Below are 18,847 nucleotides of genomic sequence, written 5' to 3'. Positions count from 1 at the left end.
GGCCGGCGGGGCGCGGAGTGCTGAACCGGTTCACCTGACCCGGGGCGGCGCGGTGCTGCCCCGGGGCGTGAGGTGGGCGGTCTCGTCCTGGAGCTCGCCGGTCGGCTCGCCGGCGATCACCCGGAGCAGTTGTCGGGCGGCGTGCGCCCCGTACGCGGGGATGTCCCGGCCGAGGGCGGTCAGCGGCGGGTGCACGAGCTGGCACAGCGGGGAGTCGTCCCAGGCGACGATCGACAGGTCGCCGGGGACCTGAAGGCCCATCTCCTGGGCCACGGACAGCCCCGCTATCGCCATCACGTCGTTGTCGTAGATGACGGCGGTGGGGCGGTTCGGCGAGCTGAGCAGCCGTCGGGTGGCCCGGGCCCCCTCCTCGCCGGTGTAGTCCGACCAGACGGTGACCGACTCGTCGAGTCCGAGCCGCCCGCACACCTGGGTGAACGCGTCGCTGCGGATCTCGGTGTGCAGCAGCGCGGGCAGGCCGCCGACCCGGGCGATCCGTCGGTGGCCCAGGGCCACCAGGTACTCCACCGTCTCGGCCAGCGCCGCGGCCTCGTCGGACCAGACGCTGGCCAGCGAGCCGGTGTGCCCGGGGCCGCCGATCACCACGGCCGGCAGTTGCAGTTCCTCCAGCGCCGGCACCCGCCGGTCGTCGGTGCGCAGGTCGCAGACGAAGACCCCGTCCACCCGGCGCTCGGCCCACCAGCGCCGGTAGACCGCGATCTCCGCGTCCTGGTCGGCGACGACCTGGAGGGTCAGCGCGTACGACCGGGCCGACAGCTCGGCCTCGACGCCGCTGATCAGCTCCATGAAGAACGGCTCGATGCCGAGGATCCGGGCCGGGCGGCACAGGGCCAGGCCGACCGCCTTGGCGGTGGCGCCGGAGAGCGCCCGCGCGGCGCTGCTCGGGCTGAACCCGATCTCGGCGGCGATGGCCAGGATGCGCTGCCGGGTCGCCTCGGAGACACCGGGCTGTCCGTTCATCGCGTACGAGACCGCGCCCTTGGACACCCCGGCCCGCCGCGCGACGTCGGCGATGGTCGGCCGCTTCACCGGCGTGTCTCCTCCACTTGCTGGGCCCGCCCCGGGGCGGGTGTCACGGCGCCGGGTGACCGGCGGCCCTCACGCTACTGCAACCGGCCTCGCGGGTGCCGGTTCCGGAGCCGCCTCGCCGCCCGACCGAACGAATTGCTTGCCCGGTTAAGCATACGGGTCGCCGTCCGGGCGCGGTTGACGCTGTCGTCGATCGGGGTGCCGGAGAGCGGTCAACCACGCATGGTCGCGCTCCCATGCGCCCGGAAGTTACGGAGCGGTCCCGGGCTTAACCGTTCGTTGACACCGCCGAGGCGGGATCGTACGGTGGCCTGACTTATCCGGTTCAGTCAACGTCTCTCGATGTCGGGAGCGTTCCCATCTTGCTCGGAGGATGACATGAGACGGTCCTGGACCCACTGGGCCCGCGCGGTCGCCGTGGGCGCGGTCAGCCTGGCCGTGGTGGCCGCGTGCAGCGGCAAGAGCACCAGCGACGGCGACGAGGCGGGCGACGGCGCGGTCACTCTGAAGATCAACTTTTGGGGCGACTTCGGGCTCCAGGACCTGAAGACCAAGTACGAGGCCGCACACCCGAACGTCAAGATCCAGCTCAACTCGGGCGAGTACAACGCGCAGCACGAGGACCTGCAGAAGAAGCTGGTCGCCGGCTCGGGCGCGGCGGACATCGCCGCCATCGACGAGGGCTTCATGGTCCAGTTCCGCAGCCAGTCCGACAAGTTCGTCAACCTGCTGGACAAGGGCGCTGGGCAGTACGAGAGCAAGTACCTGCCGTGGAAGTGGAAGCAGTCGCTGTCCGCCGACGGCAAGACCCAGATCGGCCTCGGCACCGACGTCGGCGGCCTCGCCATGTGCTACCGCACCGACCTGTTCAAGGCCGCCGGCCTGCCCACCGAGCGGGACCAGGTCTCCACGCTCTGGCCCACCTGGGACCGGTTCATCGAGGTCGGCCAGCAGTACACCGCCAAGACGAACAAGAAGTTCCTCGACGCCGGGACCAACCTGTTCAACCCGGTTCTCGGCCAGCAGCAGGCCGGCTTCTACAGCGAGCAGGAGCAGCTCCAGATGGAGGGCGGCCCGAAGGTCGCCTTCGACTACACGGTCAAGGCCCTCCAGGCCGACATCTCGGCCAACCTGACCAGCTTCCAGGCCGACTGGGACAAGGGCTTCACCAGCGGCGCCTTCGCCGTCCTCGCCTGCCCGGCGTGGATGCTGGGCCACATCAAGGACACCGCCCCCGGCACCAAGGGCAAGTGGGACATCGCGGCGGTGCCCGGCGGCGGAGGCAACTGGGGCGGGTCGTTCCTGACCGTCCCCAAGCAGAGCAAGCACGCCGACGAGGCGTACAAGCTGCTGGAGTGGCTGATCCAGCCGGAGCAGCAGATCGAGGTCTTCAAGAAGGTCGGCAACCTGCCGTCGCAGCCGGCCCTGTACTCCGACCCGGCCATCGCCGAGTTCAAGAACCCGTTCTTCAACGACGCGCCGGTCGGGCAGATCTTCCCGAAGATGGCGCAGGGCCTCACCCCGCAGTACCTGGGCAAGAAGAACGGACCGACCCGCGTCGCGGTGGAGAACGTCATCAAGCGGGTGGAGAACAAGACCCTCAAGCCGGACGCCGCCTGGGCGGAGGCGGTCAAGGAGGCCGAGAAGGCCGGCAGGTCCTGACGAACCGGTGACCGGTGGCGGGGCCGCCCCGCCCCGCCCCGCCACCGCCCCGGCGTCCCACCCGGAGACAGTCCACCTCGGCCCAGGAGCGTCCCATGTCCTCCACCCGTGCCGCGCCCGCCCCGCCGGGCCGTCGTACCCCGCGCAAGCGCGGCGCCGACGGCCCCGGGGCCGACGAGCGGCGGCTCACCTGGCGCAACCGGCTGTACCGCTTCGACATGCGCTACATGCCGTACCTGCTGATCGCCCCGTTCTTCCTGATCTTCGGAGTCTTCGGGCTCTTCCCGCTGATCTTCAACGGGGTCGTCTCGCTGCGGAACTACCAGCTCGACGACCCGACCCTGCCGCCCTGGGCGGGCTTCGACAACTTCGCGAGGCTGCTCGGCGACGAGGACTTCTGGAACGCGCTCTACAACACCTTCGGCATCTTCCTGCTCTCCTCGGTACCGCAGCTCCTGCTCGCCCTGGTGGTCGCCTCGCTGCTGAACCGGAAGCTGCGCGCGCAGACCTGGTGGCGGGTCGGCGTCCTGCTGCCGTACGTCACCCCGCTGGTCGCCTCGACCATGGTGTTCAGCGTCTTCTTCTCCCGCGACTTCGGCATGGCCAACTGGCTGCTCGGCCTCGTGGGCCTGGGCGGCGACGCCCCGGCCGACTGGCGGGCCGACAAGCTCCACTCCTGGATCGCCATCGCCACCATGGTCAACTGGAAGTGGATCGGCTACAACGCGCTGCTCTATCTGGCCGCGATGCAGTCCATCCCCCGCGACGTCTACGAGGCGTCCGCCATCGACGGCGCCGGCCCGTGGCGGCAGCTCTGGCGGATCACCGTGCCGATGATCCAGCCGGTCGTCGTCTTCACCGTGGTGCTCTCCACCATCGGCGGGCTCCAGCTCTTCACCGAGCCGATGCTGTTCGACCTGAACGCGCAGGCGGCCACCGGCGGCCCGAACGGTGAGTGGCAGACCATCGCCCAGCTCATCTACAAGGTCGGCTGGAAGGACCTCGACCTCGGGTACGCCGCCGCGATGTCCTGGGCCCTGTTCCTCATCATCCTCGTCGTCGCCGGCATCAACACGCTGCTGACGAACCGCCTGTCCGGAGGCCGCCAATGAGCGCCGTCGACACCGTGCGGGGGGCGGGCGACGCCGGGCCGCGCGGGCGCAACCGGGCGCGGCTGATGGGCCGGGCCCCGCAGGACACCGCGGCCGGCGTCTGGACGTACCTGCTGCTGGCGACGACGATCCTGCTCTCCGCGTTCCCGCTGTACTGGATGTTCGTCATCGCCACCAGCAACGACGAGGCGCTCGCGAAGATCCCGCCGGCGGTGGTCCCGGGCGACCAGTTCTTGACGAACCTGGACGAGGTCTTCTCCCTCCAGGACGTCTACTTCGCCGCCGGCCTGGTCAACAGCGCCCTCGTCTCCACCGCCGTCACCGCCTCGGTGCTGTTCTTCTGCTCGCTGGCCGGATTCGCCTTCGCGAAGCTGCGGTTCAGGGGCAGCAGGTGGCTGATGCTCTTCGTGGTGCTCACCCTCACCGTGCCCAACCAGCTCGGCATCGTCGCGCTCTACATCGTGATGGGCAAGCTCGGCTGGAACGGCACCCTGCTCGCGGTCATCGCCCCCGGCCTGGTCACCGCGTTCGGGGTGTTCTACATGCGGCAGTTCATCCTCAACACCGTGCCCGACGAACTGGTCGAGTCGGCCCGGATGGACGGCGCGACCACGATGCGCGTCTACTGGAACATCGTGCTGCCGGCGATCCGCCCGGCGCTGGCCGTGCTCGGCCTGCTCACCTTCGTCGGCACCTGGAACGACTTCCAGTGGCCGCTGATCACCCTCAGCGGCACCGACTTCCCCACCTCGATGGTGGCCATCTCCGACCTGGCCAGCGGCAACTACGTGATCTACCGGCGGGTGCTCGCGGGGGCGTTCGTCGCCACCGTGCCGCTGCTGGTCATGCTGGTCGTCGGTGGCCGTCAGATCGTTCGCGGAATCATGGAAGGTGCGGTGAAGTCGTGACCCGGCATCCGTTGTCCGAGGGGTGGGTGCTGCGGGCCGTTCCCGGTCCGCAGGTGCCGCCGGAGATCGTCGACCGGGCGGTCCCGGCGACCGTGCCCGGCTGTGTGCACACCGATCTGCTCGCCGCCGGCCTCATCCCCGACCCGTACCTGGACGACAACGAGACGGCGCTGGCCTGGATCGGGCGCACCGACTGGGTGTACGAGACGACCTTCGACGCGCCACCGGGCGACGCCGACCGGGTCGACCTGGCCTGTGCCGGCCTCGACACGGTCGCCTCGGTCACCCTCAACGGCGCCGAGGTCGGCCGCACCGAGAACATGCACCGTGGCCACCGCTTCGACGTCACGTCCGTGCTGCGGCCGGGGGCCAACACGCTGACCGTCCGCCTCGACTCGCCGTACCGGTACGCGGAGGCGCACCGGGACCGGCTCGGCGACCGGCCCAACGCGTACCCGGAGCCCTTCAACTTCATCCGGAAGACGGCCTGCAACTTCGGCTGGGACTGGGGACCGACGGTGGTCACCGCCGGCATCTGGCAGGACATCGCCCTGGACGCCTGGTCCACGGCCCGGCTGGCGACCGTCCGTCCGCTGGTCACCGTCGCCGACGGCGTCGGCCGGGTCGAGCTGCGCGTCGAGGTCGAGCGCGCCGCCGAGGAGCCGGTCACCGTCCGCGCCGAGGTGGCCGGCGTCGCCGCCGAGGCCGTCGTGGCGGCCGGACAGCGCACGGCCGCGCTGACCGTGGAGGTCCGCGACCCCGCGCTGTGGTGGCCCCGGGGGTACGGCGACCAGCCGCTGCACCCCCTCGCGGTGACCCTGCACGCCGCCGACGGGCGGGAGCTGGACGCCTGGTCCCGCCGGATCGGCTTCCGCACGGTCCACCTGGACACCGCCCCGGACGAGCACGGCTCCGCGTTCGCCCTGCACGTCAACGACGTGCCGGTGTTCGTGCGCGGCGTCAACTGGATCCCCGACGACGCCTTCCCCAACCGGGTGACCCGGCAGCGGCTGGCCGAGCGCTTCGACCAGGCTGCCGGGGCGAACATCAACCTGCTGCGGGTCTGGGGCGGCGGCCGGTACGAGTCGGCGGACTTCTACGAGCTGGCCGACGAGCGGGGGCTGCTGGTCCAGCAGGACTTCCTGTTCGCCTGCGCGGCGTACCCGGAGGAGGAGCCGTTCGGCTCCGAGGTGGAGGCCGAGGCCCGCGAGCAGGTCACCCGGCTGGCCGCCCACCCGTCACTGGTGCTGTGGACCGGCAACAACGAGAACATCTGGGGCTGGCACGACTGGGACTGGCAGGAGCCCCTCGCGGGCCGCACCTGGGGCCGGGGCTACTACCTGGACCTGCTGCCCCGGATCGTCGCCGAGCTGGACCCGACCCGCCCGTACTGGCCGGGCAGCCCCTGGTCGGGCAGCGAGACGCTCCACCCCAACGACCCGGCGCACGGCACCACCCACATCTGGGACGTGTGGAACACCCACGACTACACCAAGTACCGGGAGTACGTCCCCCGGTTCGTCGCCGAGTTCGGCTACCAGGCGCCCCCGGCGTACGCGACGCTGCGCCGGGCGATCTCCGACGACCCCCTCGCCCACGACTCGCCCGGCATGGCCCACCACCAGAAGGCCGCCGACGGCGACGCGAAGCTTCAGCGTGGCCTGGACGCCCACCTGCCGCCGCCGGTCGACTTCGACGAGTGGCACTACTTCACGCAGCTCAACCAGGCCCGGGCCATCCAGCTCGGGGTGGAGCACTTCCGCTCGCACCGGCCGGTCTGCGCAGGCACCATCGTCTGGCAGCTCAACGACTGCTGGCCGGTGACCTCCTGGTCGGCCGTCGACGGCGACGGCCGCCGCAAACCCCTGTGGTACGCGCTGCGCCGCGCGTACGCCGACCGGCTGCTCACCGTCCAGCCCTGCGACGGCGGGCTGGCGCTGGTGGCGGTCAACGAGACCGGCCGGCCGTGGCGAGCCCCCGCCACCGTCACCCGGCTCACCCTGGCCGGCGAGCCGAGGGCGAAGACGACGTACGACCTGGACGTGCCCGCGTACGCCTCGGTGACGCTGGTGCTGCCGGCGGACCTGGCGCGGCCGGAGGAGGCCCGGCGGGAGCTGCTGGTGGCCGAGGCGGGGGAGAGCGCCGAGCGGGCGCTGTGGTTCTTCGCCGAGGACAAGGACATCCCCTGGCCCGTGGCCGACTACGAGGCGACGGTGGAGGACGTCGACGGCGGCCAGCGGGTACGGGTCACCGCCCGCACGATCCTGCGCGACCTGGCCCTGTTCCCGGACCGGCTGGATCCGGCCGCCGAGGTCGACGACGCCCTGGTCACCCTGCTGCCGGGCGAGTCGGCGACGTTCGTCGTCCGTGCGCCGCGCCCGCTCGACCCGGCGGCCCTCACCACCCGGCCGGTCCTACGCACGGTCAACTGAGCAGAAAGGCCCGGGCCGTCCCGGCCTGACCGGCTGATCTGTGACCGTGCAGCCCGGTCACGTCCCCGAGATCAACGTGCAGTGAGGTGGCTAGAGTCGGAGCAGCGGTGAGGCCCCAGGTTTGGGCGCTGACCCGCAAGACTCGTACAGGGAGTGATCGATGACCCGGTCCTATTACGTGTATGTCGGCCGCGAGCATGCGGGCAATCTCGGGGTCGGCATTGAGCGCAGCGTATGGGGCTGGCGATCGTCCGCGTTGGATCTTTCAGGTGGTGACGCCCGTAGGGTGGCGCGTTCGATGCGGGCCGGGATCACCTGATCCTCGGTTGGTGGGGGCCGAATCCGAGGACGACGGACATCGAGGCATACCTTGCCGGCCGCGTGCGCCGGCTGGTGATCACCCGAATCGTGATGCCGCTCTTTGAGGACCACGAGCGGGTGTGGCCGGATGAGGACGAGGTCTTTCCCGAACGGGTCCGGCTTCGTGTTCTCGACGTCGTCGACGATGTGCAGGGGCAACTGTTGGGCCGGCCGGCAATGGTGGCTCTGAAGGACTCCGCCAACACGAAGGGGGTGCCGGTATCGGGGGCCCCTGTGCCGGTCGATGCGCTCACCGGCGAAGGCGAGGGCACTGCGACAGCCGCCGGAGCCGAGGAGGCATCCGACGGCACCGCGAGCGACGCCGAGGATCTCGACGTGTACGCCCTGGTGGCGCGGCGGAAAGAGCAGCGTCGACTGCGCCGGATGAAGTTCGGCGATCGGGCGCTCATTCCGTGCGACCTGTGCGGACGCGAAACGCCTCGGCACCTGGTCGTCCTGGCGCACATCAAGCGGCGGGCGGACTCGAGCTACGAGGAGAGGCTGAACCCCTCCAATGTCATGGCGGCCTGCCTGCTCGGATGCGACGCACTCTTCGAGCACGGGCATGTGTACGTCGATGCGGATGGCCGGATTCGCCCAGGGCGGGCAGCGGGTCAGAGTGTCGCCGCGAAGGTGGAGGGACTGAACGGCAGGGACTGCCCAGCCTTCGACCCAGTATCGGCGCCCTTCTTCGCCGCGCACACCGCACGGACCTTCGCAATTGACCAGGGCTCCGCTTGGAGCGTCGACTACGAAATGGGTAGCGATCACGGTGCCCACAAAGGGAGGGTGTTCGGCCAACCGGGCCGAACCGGGGCGACCTGGGACCGGTGATTGACCGCGCACGGGTGGCGTGACCAGCAGGGTCGCGCAGGTGGAGGGCGCTGCGTACAACCGCGTCATGATATCCCAGCAGCCAAAGCACCACAGTAGATGCCGGGAGACATCATGGACAGGGACAACATGAGTGGTCCGAAGACCGTCGCAGAGCTTGCCGAACAGCTCCGAAGCTTTGCGGAGGACCGGGACTGGCAGCAGTTCCACACGCCGAAGAACTTGGCGATGGCGCTGGCCGGGGAGGTGGGGGAACTGCTGGCGGAGCTGCAGTGGCTGACGCCGCAGGAGGCGGCGCACGCGATGGACGATCCGGAGCTGGGCGGCCGGGTGCGCGCGGAGATCGGGGACGTCATGATCTACCTGACCCGGCTGGCCGACGTGCTCGGAATCGATCTGGTTCGAGCGGCGGAGGACAAGCTGGTGGAGGTGGCCCGGCGGTACCCGGCGGATCAGGTGCGGGGGTCAGCCGCCAAGGCGCTGGGGTCGTAGCCGCGAATCGATCTTCTGGATAAGGTCTTCGGGTAGAAAAGCGGTCCGACGGGCTTCTGGATCACGGATATGCCCCCCGCGCGAACACTTCGTGCTGCCCGGAGGCGCTTCCCTGATGTCGGCGTACCGTACGTCTGCTGCTGGCCTGTTGCGTCTCGCCACCGATGGCACCCTGGTTGAGGTGCTGGCCGAGCGGGCCCGGCACAGCGGCCACGGAGTGGCTCCCGCCGAGAAGCGGGCCTGGGCGCGCAGTCTGCCGGTGCTGGCGCAGGATCTCGTCGACGCCGGGCTGGCCCAGGTCGAGGTGCTGGTCGAGTACCAGCTTCCGCTGACGAGCCGGCGCGTCGACGCGGTGCTGGCGGGGGTCGACCCACGTACCGGGGACGACTCGTACCTCGTGGTCGAGTTGAAGCAGTGGAGCTACGCCACGGCCTACGAGGAATCCGACACCCTGGTGGCTGTCGAGCAGGTCCGGGGACCACGGCTGCACCCGGGCATCCAGGTGGCCGACTACTGCCGCTACCTCGGTGACTTCCTGGGCGTCCTCGGGCGGGAGCAGAAGCGGTTGAGCGGTGCCGCCTACCTGCACAACGCCGTGGACCGGGACGTCATCGACCTGTTCGACCGGCCGGCCACCGAGCAGAGCCGGATCTTCACCGGGCAACGGCGGGGTCAGTGGCTCGACCATCTGCGCAGCCGGTTCTCCGCGAGTTCGGGGGCGGGTGCCGCGGACCGGTTCCTGGCCAGCACCGTGCGCCCGAGCCGGCACTTGCTGGCGTACGCGGCGGCCGAGCTGAAGGAAAGCTCGCACTTCACCCTGCTCGACGAGCAGCACCTCGCGTACGAGCTGGTCCTGCACGCCGTCGAGCGGGCCCGGACAGCGAACCACAAACGGGCCGTGGTGGTGGCCGGCGGTCCGGGCAGCGGCAAGAGCGTCATCGCCCTGTCGGTCCTCGGTGAGTTGGCGCGCCAGAACCGGTCCGTGTTGCATGCCACCGGCTCCCGGTCCTTCACCCAGACCCTGCGCCGGTACGCCGGCCGGGGATCGACTCGCCTGCAGAGCCTGTTCAAGTATTTCAACAGCTTCATGGATGCCGGCGTCAACGACATCGAGGTGCTGATCTGCGACGAGGCGCACCGGGTGCGCGAGACCTCGGTGAACCGCTACACGCCCAAGGCGCGGCGCGATGTCGCCCGTGACCAACTGGAGGAACTCGTCTCCGTCGCCCGGGTGCCGGTCTTCCTGCTCGACGAGCACCAGGTCGTCAAGCCGGGCGAGCTGGGCAGCGTCGAGGTCATCTCGGCGTACGCCGAGAAGCTGGGCCTGGAGGTCGACGTCGTCTCGCTGCACGACCAGTTCCGCTGTGGCGGCAGCGAGGCGTACGAGCAGTGGGTCCTGGACCTGCTTGGCCTCGACGGCGGCGAGCCGACCGCCTGGGTGGGCGACGGCCGGTTCGACGTGCGGTTCGCCGAGTCGCCGCAGGAGATGGAGGAGCACCTGGCCCGGCGGCAGGGTGTCAGCGGCACGGCTAGGACGTCGGCCGGCTACTGCTGGCCATGGAGCGATCCGAGGCCGGACGGCACGCTCGTGCCGGACGTGACGGTCGGTGGCTGGGCCAGGCCGTGGAACGTCAAGAGCGACCGCAGCGTCGGCGACGCCCCGGGCAGCGCGTACTGGGCTACCGATCCGAACGGGTTCGGGCAGGTTGGCTGCGTCTACACCGCCCAGGGCTTCGAGTACGACTGGTCCGGGGTGATCATCGGGCCGGACCTGGTGGCCCGGGACGGTCGGCTGGTGACCCGCCGCGAGGAGTCGAAGGATCCGGCGTTCCGTAGCAAGAAGTCGGTCAGCGACGAGGAGGCGGACCGGCTGATCCGCAACACGTACAAGGTGCTGCTCACCCGGGGGATGCGTGGCACGGTGCTGTACGCGACCGACCCGGAAACCCGCGAGTACCTGCGCGGCCTGGTGCGGGTCGAGCACGCGCCGGAAGTTCGTTTCGAGGAGCCTGTCGAGTAGCGGGGCCCGTCAGCCGCTCGCCCGGCACCTCTGCGAACTGGGGTTCGGTGACCTCGACGCAGGACTGTCGGATTCCCGACGGAAGAGCTGACAGGGTGGCGTGGGTTATCCGAATTCCCAGGTGACGCGCCGAATCGGGGCGGTCAATACCGCTTTCCAACGTCCGGTCCACCTGTCTTGACCTGACGGCTATGGGCAGCAATGAGAGTGGACGGTACCGTCCACCGGGCTGTGGGACGGTCTGGTTATCCGGGAGTGGCATCGATGATCGCGCAAGAATGCTCGGTGCGGCATGCGTGAGGACTCGCCGCGCTGGGAGCAGATCAACTCAAGTGCGTACCAGCACGAGCAGGAGGGCCTGCGCGAGCTGGCCGCCTACCTGCCTGACGCGGAGCCCTATCACGTCTGGGCCAACGTGGAGTTCGTCGGCACCGACGGCTCGATCAACGAGGTCGACGCGCTGGTGCTCACCCGCAGCGGCCTCTACGTGTTGGAACTCAAGCATTGGCAGGGCCGGATATCCGGTGACGGCCAGCAGTGGCGGCGGCACAAGCCCAATGGCGCGACCCAGGTGGTCGACAGCCCGCTGATCCTGGTCAATCGCAAGGCGAAGCGGCTGCGCAGCGTCATCCAGCAGTACGCGCCGCACGGCGCGAAGGTCCCGTACGTCCAGGCGGCGGTCTTTCTGCACGCCAAGAACATGCGCGGGGACCTGGACGACATCGGCCGCCAGCACGTCTACGGCCTGGACGGCAGCAGCACCTCCCGCCTGCCGAGCCTGAAGGAGCTGCTGCTCGCCCAGCCGGTCGACGCCCGCAACCGCGTCGACGCGGTCCGGGGTCGGCAGATCGTCGAGCTGGTGAAGGGCGCGCGGATCCGCCCCTCGGTCGCCGACCGCCGGGTCAACCAGCTCGTGCTGCACCAGCGGCCATTCGCCGAGGGCATCGGCTGGCAGGATTTCCTCGCCGACCACACCGTCGGCACCGAGCTGCTGCGCCGGGTGCGGTTCTACCTGACCAGCCGGGCGGCCGAGGAGGACGTACCGAGGATCAAGCTCGCGGCGGAGCGCGAGTTCCGGCTGCTGCAGGGCATCCACCATCCCGGCATCGCCCGCGCCCTGGACCTGGTCGAGCACCCGTGGGGGCCGGCGGTCGTCTTCGACCACCGCGCCGAGTGGGTACGCCTCGACCGGTGGCTGGCCGAGCGGGACGGCCGGCTGCAACTGGCCCAACGCCTCCAACTCGTGCAGGACCTCGCCGAGATCGTCGACCACGCCCACTCCCGGCGGCTGTCGCACCGGTCGTTGAACCCGCGGGCCGTCTTCGTGTGTGACCCGGACGGCCCCCGCCCGACCCTCGTGGTGACCGACTGGCAGACCGGCGGCCGGCTGCCCGGCACCCGGGTCACCACGCTCGGCTCCCTGACCGACCCGGCCAGCATCGAGCTGTTCTTCGACGACGTGGTCCGGCGGTACCAGGCCCCCGAGGCGGCCATCCTGGAGGAGCTGCCGGGCCACCAGCTCGACATCTTCTCCCTCGGCGCGCTGGCGTACCGGATCTTCGCCGGGGTCGAGCCGGCGACCTCCGCCGAGGGGTTGCTCGCGGCGGTCGCCGACGGCGGCCTGCACCTCGACGCGGTCGCCGACGGCATGCCGGACGCGCTGGTCTCGGCGGTCTACGACGCCACCCGGGGCGACCCGGGGCAGCGGATGAAGCGGGTGGGGGAGTTCCTCACCTGGATGGACCTGGTCTGGGAGGAGCTGACCGCGCCGGAGCCCGTGCCGGTGGTGGATCCGCTGCAGGCCCACCGGGGCGACGTGCTCGACGGCGGCCTGAGCGTGCTGGGCAACCTCGGCAGCGGCGCCACCGCCATCGCGCTCTCCGTCGTCCAGGAGACCCCGGAGGGCCGGCGGGAGCTGGTGCTCAAGGTCGCCCGCGACGAGCAGTACGCCGACCGGTTCGCCGCCGAGGCCCGCACCATCGACAAGCTCCGCGACTCCCGGGTGGCGGCGCTGGTGCAGGGCCCGATCAAGGTCGGCAACCGCACCGCCCTGCTGCTGGAGAACGCCGGCGACCGCACCCTCGCCGAGGAGCTACGCGGCGGCCGGCTGGCGCTGGACCTGCTGGAGCGCTACGGCCGGGACCTGCTGGAGATCGTGTCGTTCCTGGACGGGCGGGGGGTGTGGCACCGGGACATCAAGCCCGCCAACCTGGCGGCCCTGCCCCGGCCGAAGGACAAGCAGCCCCACCTGTGCATCTTCGACTTCTCCCTGGCGGGGGTGCCGGCCGACCAGCTCACCGCCGGCACCACCGCCTACCTCGACCCGTTCCTCGGGCCGCCGCGCCGGCTGCGCTTCGACGCCGCCGCCGAGCGGTTCGCCGCCGCCGTCACCCTGTACGAGATGGCCACGGGCACGCTGCCCCGCTGGGGCGACAACGCGAACCCGGCCGCCGTCGCCGACGAGGTGACCCTCGAACCTTCGGCCTTCGACCCCTCGGTCGCCGACCGGCTCGTCGCCTTCTTCGCCAAGGCCCTGGCCCGGGACACCGCCGACCGGTTCGACACCCTCGACGAGATGACCGACGCCTGGCGGGCGGTGTTCCGGGAGATTCCCGAGCCGGCGGCGGAGGCCACCGACGACACGGGGGCACTCGCCCCGCTGGGCCGTACCTCGCCCCTGGAGGCCACCGAGCTGACCGCGCGGGCCCGCTCGGCGTTGGAGCGGCTGGGCTTCACCACGGTCGGCGAGCTGCTGGACGCCGAACCGTCGGCGCTGACCCGGGCCCGGGGCGTCCCCGACGCCACCCGCAAGGAGATCCTGGCCCGCAGCCGGGAGCTGCGCGACCTCCTCGACGCCGAGCGGGAGCAGCCCACACCCGCCCACTCGCACGCACAGGGTGTCGAGGCGCTCTGCGCCACCCTGCTGCCGGAGGTCGTCGGCCGCACCGCCTGGCACCGCGCGGCCGTGCAGGTGCTGCTCGGCCAGGCCCCCGACGCCGAGGGCGGGTACCTGCGCTGGCCGTCCCAGTCGGACGTGGCCCGGGTGGCCGGCAAGCAGCAGCCGCAGATCTCCACCCTGATCAAGCGGTTCGTCGCCCGGGACTGGCAGCCGAACTCAGCCCTCGGCCTGGTCCGCGACGAGATCGTCGCCCTGCTCGACGGGCGGGGCGGGGTGGGCTCCGCCGAGGAGATCGCCGAGGCGCTGATCGTCGCCCGTGGCTCGTACACGGCCGAGCCGAGGCGCACCGCTCAGGCCATCGGCCTGGTCCGTGCCGCCGTGGAGACCGAGCTGGCCCGGGGCGGCGACGCCCGGCTGGCCATGCACCGGCTGCGCGGTGGCGACACCGTGCTCATCGGCCGGGAGCCCGACGACCCGGGCATCGAGCGCACGGCCGACGACCTGCTCGGGTACGTGACCCGGCTCGGCCGCCGTGCCGCCGCGCTGGCCGGCGCGGACCCGCTGCCCACCCGGGTCCGGGCCGTGGAGGAGCTGCGGGCGCTGGAGCCGCCGCCGGCCGGCACGCCGCCGCTGAGCGACGCCCGGCTGTTGCAGCTCGCCGCCGCAGGCAGCGGTGGCGAGGTGGCCGTCAACGCGCAGGGCCAGCTCTACCCGGCGGGGATGCCCGCCGAGCGCGCGCTGCGACTCGCCGCGGGCGCGCTGGTCGGCCAGAGCCTCGACCCCGAGACGGTACGCGCCAGAGTGCGCACCCGGTTCGCCCGAGCCCAGGAGCTCCCGCCCCGGCCGCAGCTCGACGGTCTGCTGCGGGAGCTGATCCCGCTGGTCTGGGACTCGAAGGAGGCCCGGTACGTCCCGCCGAACCGCACCTCCTCGGTCACCGGCACCCGATCGCTCACCACCGTCGGCCCGCTCCTGGAGCCGGACGCCGCCGCGCGCGCCAGCAGGCGGCTGGACGGCGTCATCGACCGGAGCGGCTTCCTGGTGGCGCTCACCTCGATCCGGCGGACCGCCCACGCCCGCCGGGCCCTGCTGAGGCGGTACGACCTCACCGAGGTCGACGTCACCGCGATCATGCTGGAGCGGCTGCGGTCGCTCAGCTTCCCCTGGGAGGTGATCGTCGCCGCCGACACCGGTTCGCCGACCGACGCCGACTTCCGGTCCCTGGTGGAGCTGTTCCAGCACGAGGTCATGCCCGCCGTCGAGCGGAGGCTCGCCGAGACCGACCGGCCGGTGCTGATCACCGAGGCCGCTCCGCTGGCCCGCTACGACCAGCTCCGACTGATCCAGGAGCTGGCCGACCCCACCCGGCACCGCCCCGCCGCCCGACTGCTGCTGCTGCCTGTCCGCCGCACCGAGCCGGTGCTGCTCGACGGCCGGCAACTCCCGCTCACCTCGCCGGCCAGCCAGTCCCTGTGGCTGCCCGAGGAGTGGAGCAACACCGCCATCCCGCAGATAAGGAATGCCCCCCGATGATCCCCCTGAAGGCCCTGCAGGCCCAGGTCACCACCCTCACCGACGACCTGCGCGGCGTGGTCGCCCGGGACTCCGAGCTGGAGTCGTCGCTGCGCAAGGAGCACGACCAGGCGAAAGACGCACGGCGTACGGCGGGGACGTTCGAGACCTGGCTGGAGGACGTCCTCGACCAGGCGGCGGTGGCCTGGGTGCTCGGCTGCGTCTTCGTGCGCTTCTGCGAGGACAACGAGCTGGTCGAGCCGCTCTGGATCGGCGGCCCGGAGCCGGCCGCTCCGGTCGAGCGGGCGGTGCAGCACCGCCAGCAGTACCTAATCGACAACCCCCGGCACAATGACCGGCACTGGCTGCGCGAGGCGTTCGGCTACCTGCGCACGCTCAAGGCCACCGGCAAGATCTTCGACGAGCACAACCCGGTGTGGCGGTTCGACATCTCCGGCGAGGCTTCCGAGCGGCTGTCGGAGTTCTTCCGGCGCGGGCCGGGCCTGGCGTCGCTGCGGGTCGAGGACCTCGACACCCGCTTCCTCGGCGACCTGTACCAGGACCTGTCGGTACACGCGAAGAAGACGTACGCGCTGCTGCAGACGCCCGACTTCGTGGAGGAGTTCATCCTCGACCGGACGTTCGAGCCGGCGGTGAAGGAGTTCGGGCCGTCGGAGACATCGGTCATCGACCCGACGTGCGGGTCAGGGCACTTCCTGCTCGGGGCGTTCGACCGGCTGGTGAAACTGTGGCGGAAGCGGGAGCCGACGACCGACGTGCGGGTGCTGGTCGAGCGGGCGCTCGGTCAGGTGACCGGGGTGGACATCAACCCGTTCGCGGTGGCGATCGCCCGCTTCCGGCTGCTGGTCGCGGCGATGAAGGAGTGCGGGCTGACGTCCCTGGAGCGCACGCCGGCCTGGCCGGTGCGGGTGGCGACGGGCGACTCGCTGCTGCACTGGGGGCGCAAATCCCGGCACCAGGGCGACCTGATGGCGGAACTGGAGGGCGAGAACGCCTTCGCGTACGTGACGGAGGAGGCCGACGTACTGGCCGGCTACCTGCTGGAGGGGCAGTACACAGTGGTGGTCGGCAACCCGCCGTACATCACGGTGGCCGACGCGGCTCGAAACAAGCTCTACCGCGACATCTACCCTGACGTCTGCCACCGGCAGTACGCGCTGACGGTGCCGTTCGCCAAGCGCTTCTTCGACCTAGCCCGGCGTTCCGACGAGCACGGTGAGGGGGCCGGCCACGTCGGTCAGATCACTGGCAACGCCTTCATGAAGCGTGAGTTCGGTAAAAAGTTGATCGAAAACTACTTCGCCCACAAAGTTGAGTTGACTGAAGTCATCGACGCCTCTGGTGCCTACATTCCCGGCCATGGCACGCCGACCGTAATTCTTGTTGGCCGTGCCAATCATCATCGACGGTCTCGTGTAATCCATGCTGTTCAAGGTTTGCGGGGGGAGCCCTCGCAGCCGGCCAACCCTGCTAAAGGTCTTGTGTGGAGTGCAATCATCGGCTTGATGAGGGGTTTAGTCAATGAATCAGAGTGGGTAAGTGCGGTCGACCTGCCAAGAGATAGCCTGGAGCGGCATCCGTGGAACCTGAATGGTGGAAATTCGTCAGGTGTAGTCAATTTGCTGAACTTGGCCTCTGGCGAGTCCCTGCGCCCGTTGATGCACCGTATAGGTTTCTATGGGATGACCCATGCCGACGAGGTGATGGTTCTTCCAGGACATGTGGTCCAGCGCTGGAAGGTTGAATCGGAGGCTAGCTCCGAGATTGTGGCTGGCGATCAGTTGCGCGACTGGGCCCAGTCTGGGTTTGATGTATCCTTCCATCCCTACGAGCTGACGAATCGAAAGCTAGTTCCTCTACATCTCTTGCCAATGTATGGCCGACGTCTCTGGTTATATCGCTCGGAGTTGGAGGCGCGAGGCACCTTCGGCGGCAAAAGCTATCGGTTGTCAGGGCGTCCTTGGTGGGAGTGGCATCAAATACCCAAGGATGTAGCGGCGCACCGGTGGTCAATTTCATTTGCTTTCGTGGCAACGCACAATCACTTCGTGTTGGATCGGTTTGGAAAAGCATTCAAGCAGTCGGCGCCGGTGATCAAGTTGCCGGAGGGGGCGACGGAGGACGATCACCTGCGGCTGCTCGGGGTGCTGAACAGTTCGACCGCCTGCTTCTGGCTTAAGCAGGTCAGCCACAACAAGGGGCGGCCTGGGGCTGAACAGGCAGGCGCGGACGAGCCATGGGAGCATCGATTCGAGTTCACCGGCACCAAGTTGCAGGAGCTTCCGTTGCCGGGGACATACCCGTTGGTGCGAGCACGGGCGCTCGACTCGCTGGCCCAGCGGCTCGCTGGCCTGACCCCGGCGGCAGTGGCTGAGTCCGGGGTGCCGACCCGCGAGCGGCTGCGCGAGGCGCACCGCGAGTACGACCTGAGCAGGGCAGAGATGATCGCGCTTCAAGAAGAACTGGACTGGGAGGTCTACCGGCTCTACGGGCTGTGCAGCGACGATCTGACTTGCGTAGATCCGCCGCCACTCAGCTCAAGTGAGCGAGCGTTCGCGATCTGCATGGCTAGAGATATCGCCGCTGGTCGAATCGAGACAACATGGTTCGAGCATCGAAACCACAAGTTCCAGCCGATCATTGAGCTGCCAGCGGATTGGCCGGACGATTACCGAGCGCTCGTGCAGCGGCGGATCGAGGCGATCGAGTCGGATCGCAACATCGGACTGATCGAGCGGCCGGAGTGCAAACGACGCTGGGCCACCGATGGCTGGGACGCTTTGCAGGCCAAGGCGCTGCGGGACTGGCTGCTCGACCGGCTGGAGGCCCCGGAGCTGTGGGGCGACCGCCCGGTGCCACAGTCGGTGGCGCAGCTCGCCGACAAAGTGCGCCACGACGACGACTTCCGGTCGGTGTTGGAGCTGTGGGTCGGCCGTGACGACTACGACCTGACGAAGACCGTGGCAAAGCTGATTGTGGACGAGCATGTGCCGTACCTTCCCGCCTACCGCTACAAGCCGTCAGGTCTGCGCAAGCGGGCGCAGTGGGAGCGGACTTGGGAGCAGCAGCGGTTGGAGGATGCGGGCGAGGGTGTGCAGATCGCGGTCCCGCCGAAGTACAGCTCGGCGGACTTCGCCAAGGCGTCGTACTGGAAGGCGCGCGGGAAGCTCGACGTGCCGAAGGAACGGTTCATCTCGTACCCGAAGGCGGGCCGGGATGGCGACGGCACGCAACTGCTCGGCTGGGCCGGGTGGGACCACCTCGCCCAGGCCCAAGCGCTGGCGACTGTCTACCTGGACCGGAAGCTCCAGGCGGCCTGGCCGGCGGAGCGGCTGTTGCCGCTGCTCGCCGGCATCGCCGAGGTTGAGCCGTGGCTGCACCAGTGGCACACGGACGAGCGGCCCGACTTCCCCGGCTCGCCCGCCCAGTTCTTCACCGACCTCATCGACTCCGAGCTGTCCCAGCTCGGAGTCGACCGTCTGACCCTGGTCGCGCTGCGCGGGCTGAACGCCCCGGCCGGTAGCGGTGAGTAGGGGGATGAGGGG

General features: G+C 70.0%; 11 protein-coding genes. 10 read left to right on the top strand and 1 reads right to left on the bottom strand.

What is annotated here, in order from left to right; all coding sequences use genetic code 11:
• Positions 1–30 precede the first annotated feature (30 nt).
• Positions 31–1,050: a LacI family DNA-binding transcriptional regulator gene (locus tag ABT023_RS15875; RefSeq protein ID WP_350885923.1), complete on the bottom strand. Its 1,020-nt coding sequence runs from the start codon at positions 1,048–1,050 to the stop codon at positions 31–33.
• A 378-nt stretch (positions 1,051–1,428) separates the two neighbouring features.
• Between ABT023_RS15875 and ABT023_RS15870 the strand changes: the two genes are divergently transcribed.
• The 10 genes from ABT023_RS15870 to pglX all read left to right on the top strand — a co-directional run bounded on the left by ABT023_RS15870 (position 1,429) and on the right by pglX (position 18,835).
• The gene (locus tag ABT023_RS15870; protein WP_350885921.1) at positions 1,429–2,712 is read left to right on the top strand and encodes an ABC transporter substrate-binding protein; all 1,284 of its coding nucleotides are present in this window, start codon (positions 1,429–1,431) and stop codon (positions 2,710–2,712) included.
• Between the two features lie 95 nt (positions 2,713–2,807).
• Positions 2,808–3,824, top strand: a complete 1,017-nt coding sequence (locus ABT023_RS15865) for a carbohydrate ABC transporter permease (protein ID WP_350885919.1) — start codon at positions 2,808–2,810, stop codon at positions 3,822–3,824.
• Positions 3,825–3,889: 65 nt separating this feature from the next.
• Positions 3,890–4,732: a carbohydrate ABC transporter permease gene (locus tag ABT023_RS15860; RefSeq protein WP_350886010.1), complete on the top strand. Its 843-nt coding sequence runs from the start codon at positions 3,890–3,892 to the stop codon at positions 4,730–4,732.
• A complete protein-coding gene (locus tag ABT023_RS15855) occupies positions 4,729–7,164 on the top strand; it encodes a glycoside hydrolase family 2 protein (RefSeq protein WP_350885917.1) in 2,436 nt (811 codons plus the stop codon). The genes ABT023_RS15860 and ABT023_RS15855 overlap by 4 nt, the downstream gene beginning before the upstream one ends.
• A gap of 160 nt (positions 7,165–7,324) precedes the next feature.
• Positions 7,325–7,483, top strand: coding sequence for a hypothetical protein (locus ABT023_RS15850; protein WP_350885915.1), 159 nt, complete (start codon positions 7,325–7,327; stop codon positions 7,481–7,483).
• A 62-nt stretch (positions 7,484–7,545) separates the two neighbouring features.
• Positions 7,546–8,358, top strand: a complete 813-nt coding sequence (locus ABT023_RS15845; RefSeq protein WP_350885913.1) for a hypothetical protein — start codon at positions 7,546–7,548, stop codon at positions 8,356–8,358.
• Positions 8,359–8,472: 114 nt separating this feature from the next.
• Positions 8,473–8,850 (top strand): nucleotide pyrophosphohydrolase, encoded by a 378-nt coding sequence (locus tag ABT023_RS15840; protein WP_350885911.1) that lies wholly within the window; start codon positions 8,473–8,475, stop codon positions 8,848–8,850.
• A 115-nt stretch (positions 8,851–8,965) separates the two neighbouring features.
• On the top strand, positions 8,966–10,870 hold the full coding sequence (locus ABT023_RS15835) for a DNA/RNA helicase domain-containing protein (protein WP_350885909.1): 1,905 nt from the start codon (positions 8,966–8,968) through the stop codon (positions 10,868–10,870).
• A gap of 292 nt (positions 10,871–11,162) precedes the next feature.
• Positions 11,163–15,302 carry a BREX system serine/threonine kinase PglW gene (gene pglW, locus ABT023_RS15830; RefSeq protein ID WP_350885907.1) on the top strand — a complete coding sequence of 1,380 codons (4,140 nt, stop codon included), beginning with the start codon at positions 11,163–11,165 and terminating at the stop codon, positions 15,300–15,302.
• On the top strand, positions 15,299–18,835 hold the full coding sequence (gene pglX / locus ABT023_RS15825; protein WP_350885905.1) for a BREX-2 system adenine-specific DNA-methyltransferase PglX: 3,537 nt from the start codon (positions 15,299–15,301) through the stop codon (positions 18,833–18,835). The genes pglW and pglX overlap by 4 nt, the downstream gene beginning before the upstream one ends.
• Positions 18,836–18,847 lie beyond the last annotated feature (12 nt).

Source organism: Micromonospora sp. NPDC002296 (assembly GCF_040296145.1).
In the GTDB taxonomy this organism is placed as follows: Bacteria; Actinomycetota; Actinomycetes; order Mycobacteriales; family Micromonosporaceae; genus Micromonospora.
Note: the sequence above shows the minus strand (reverse complement) of the source record. Positions and strands in the feature narration are given on the sequence as shown.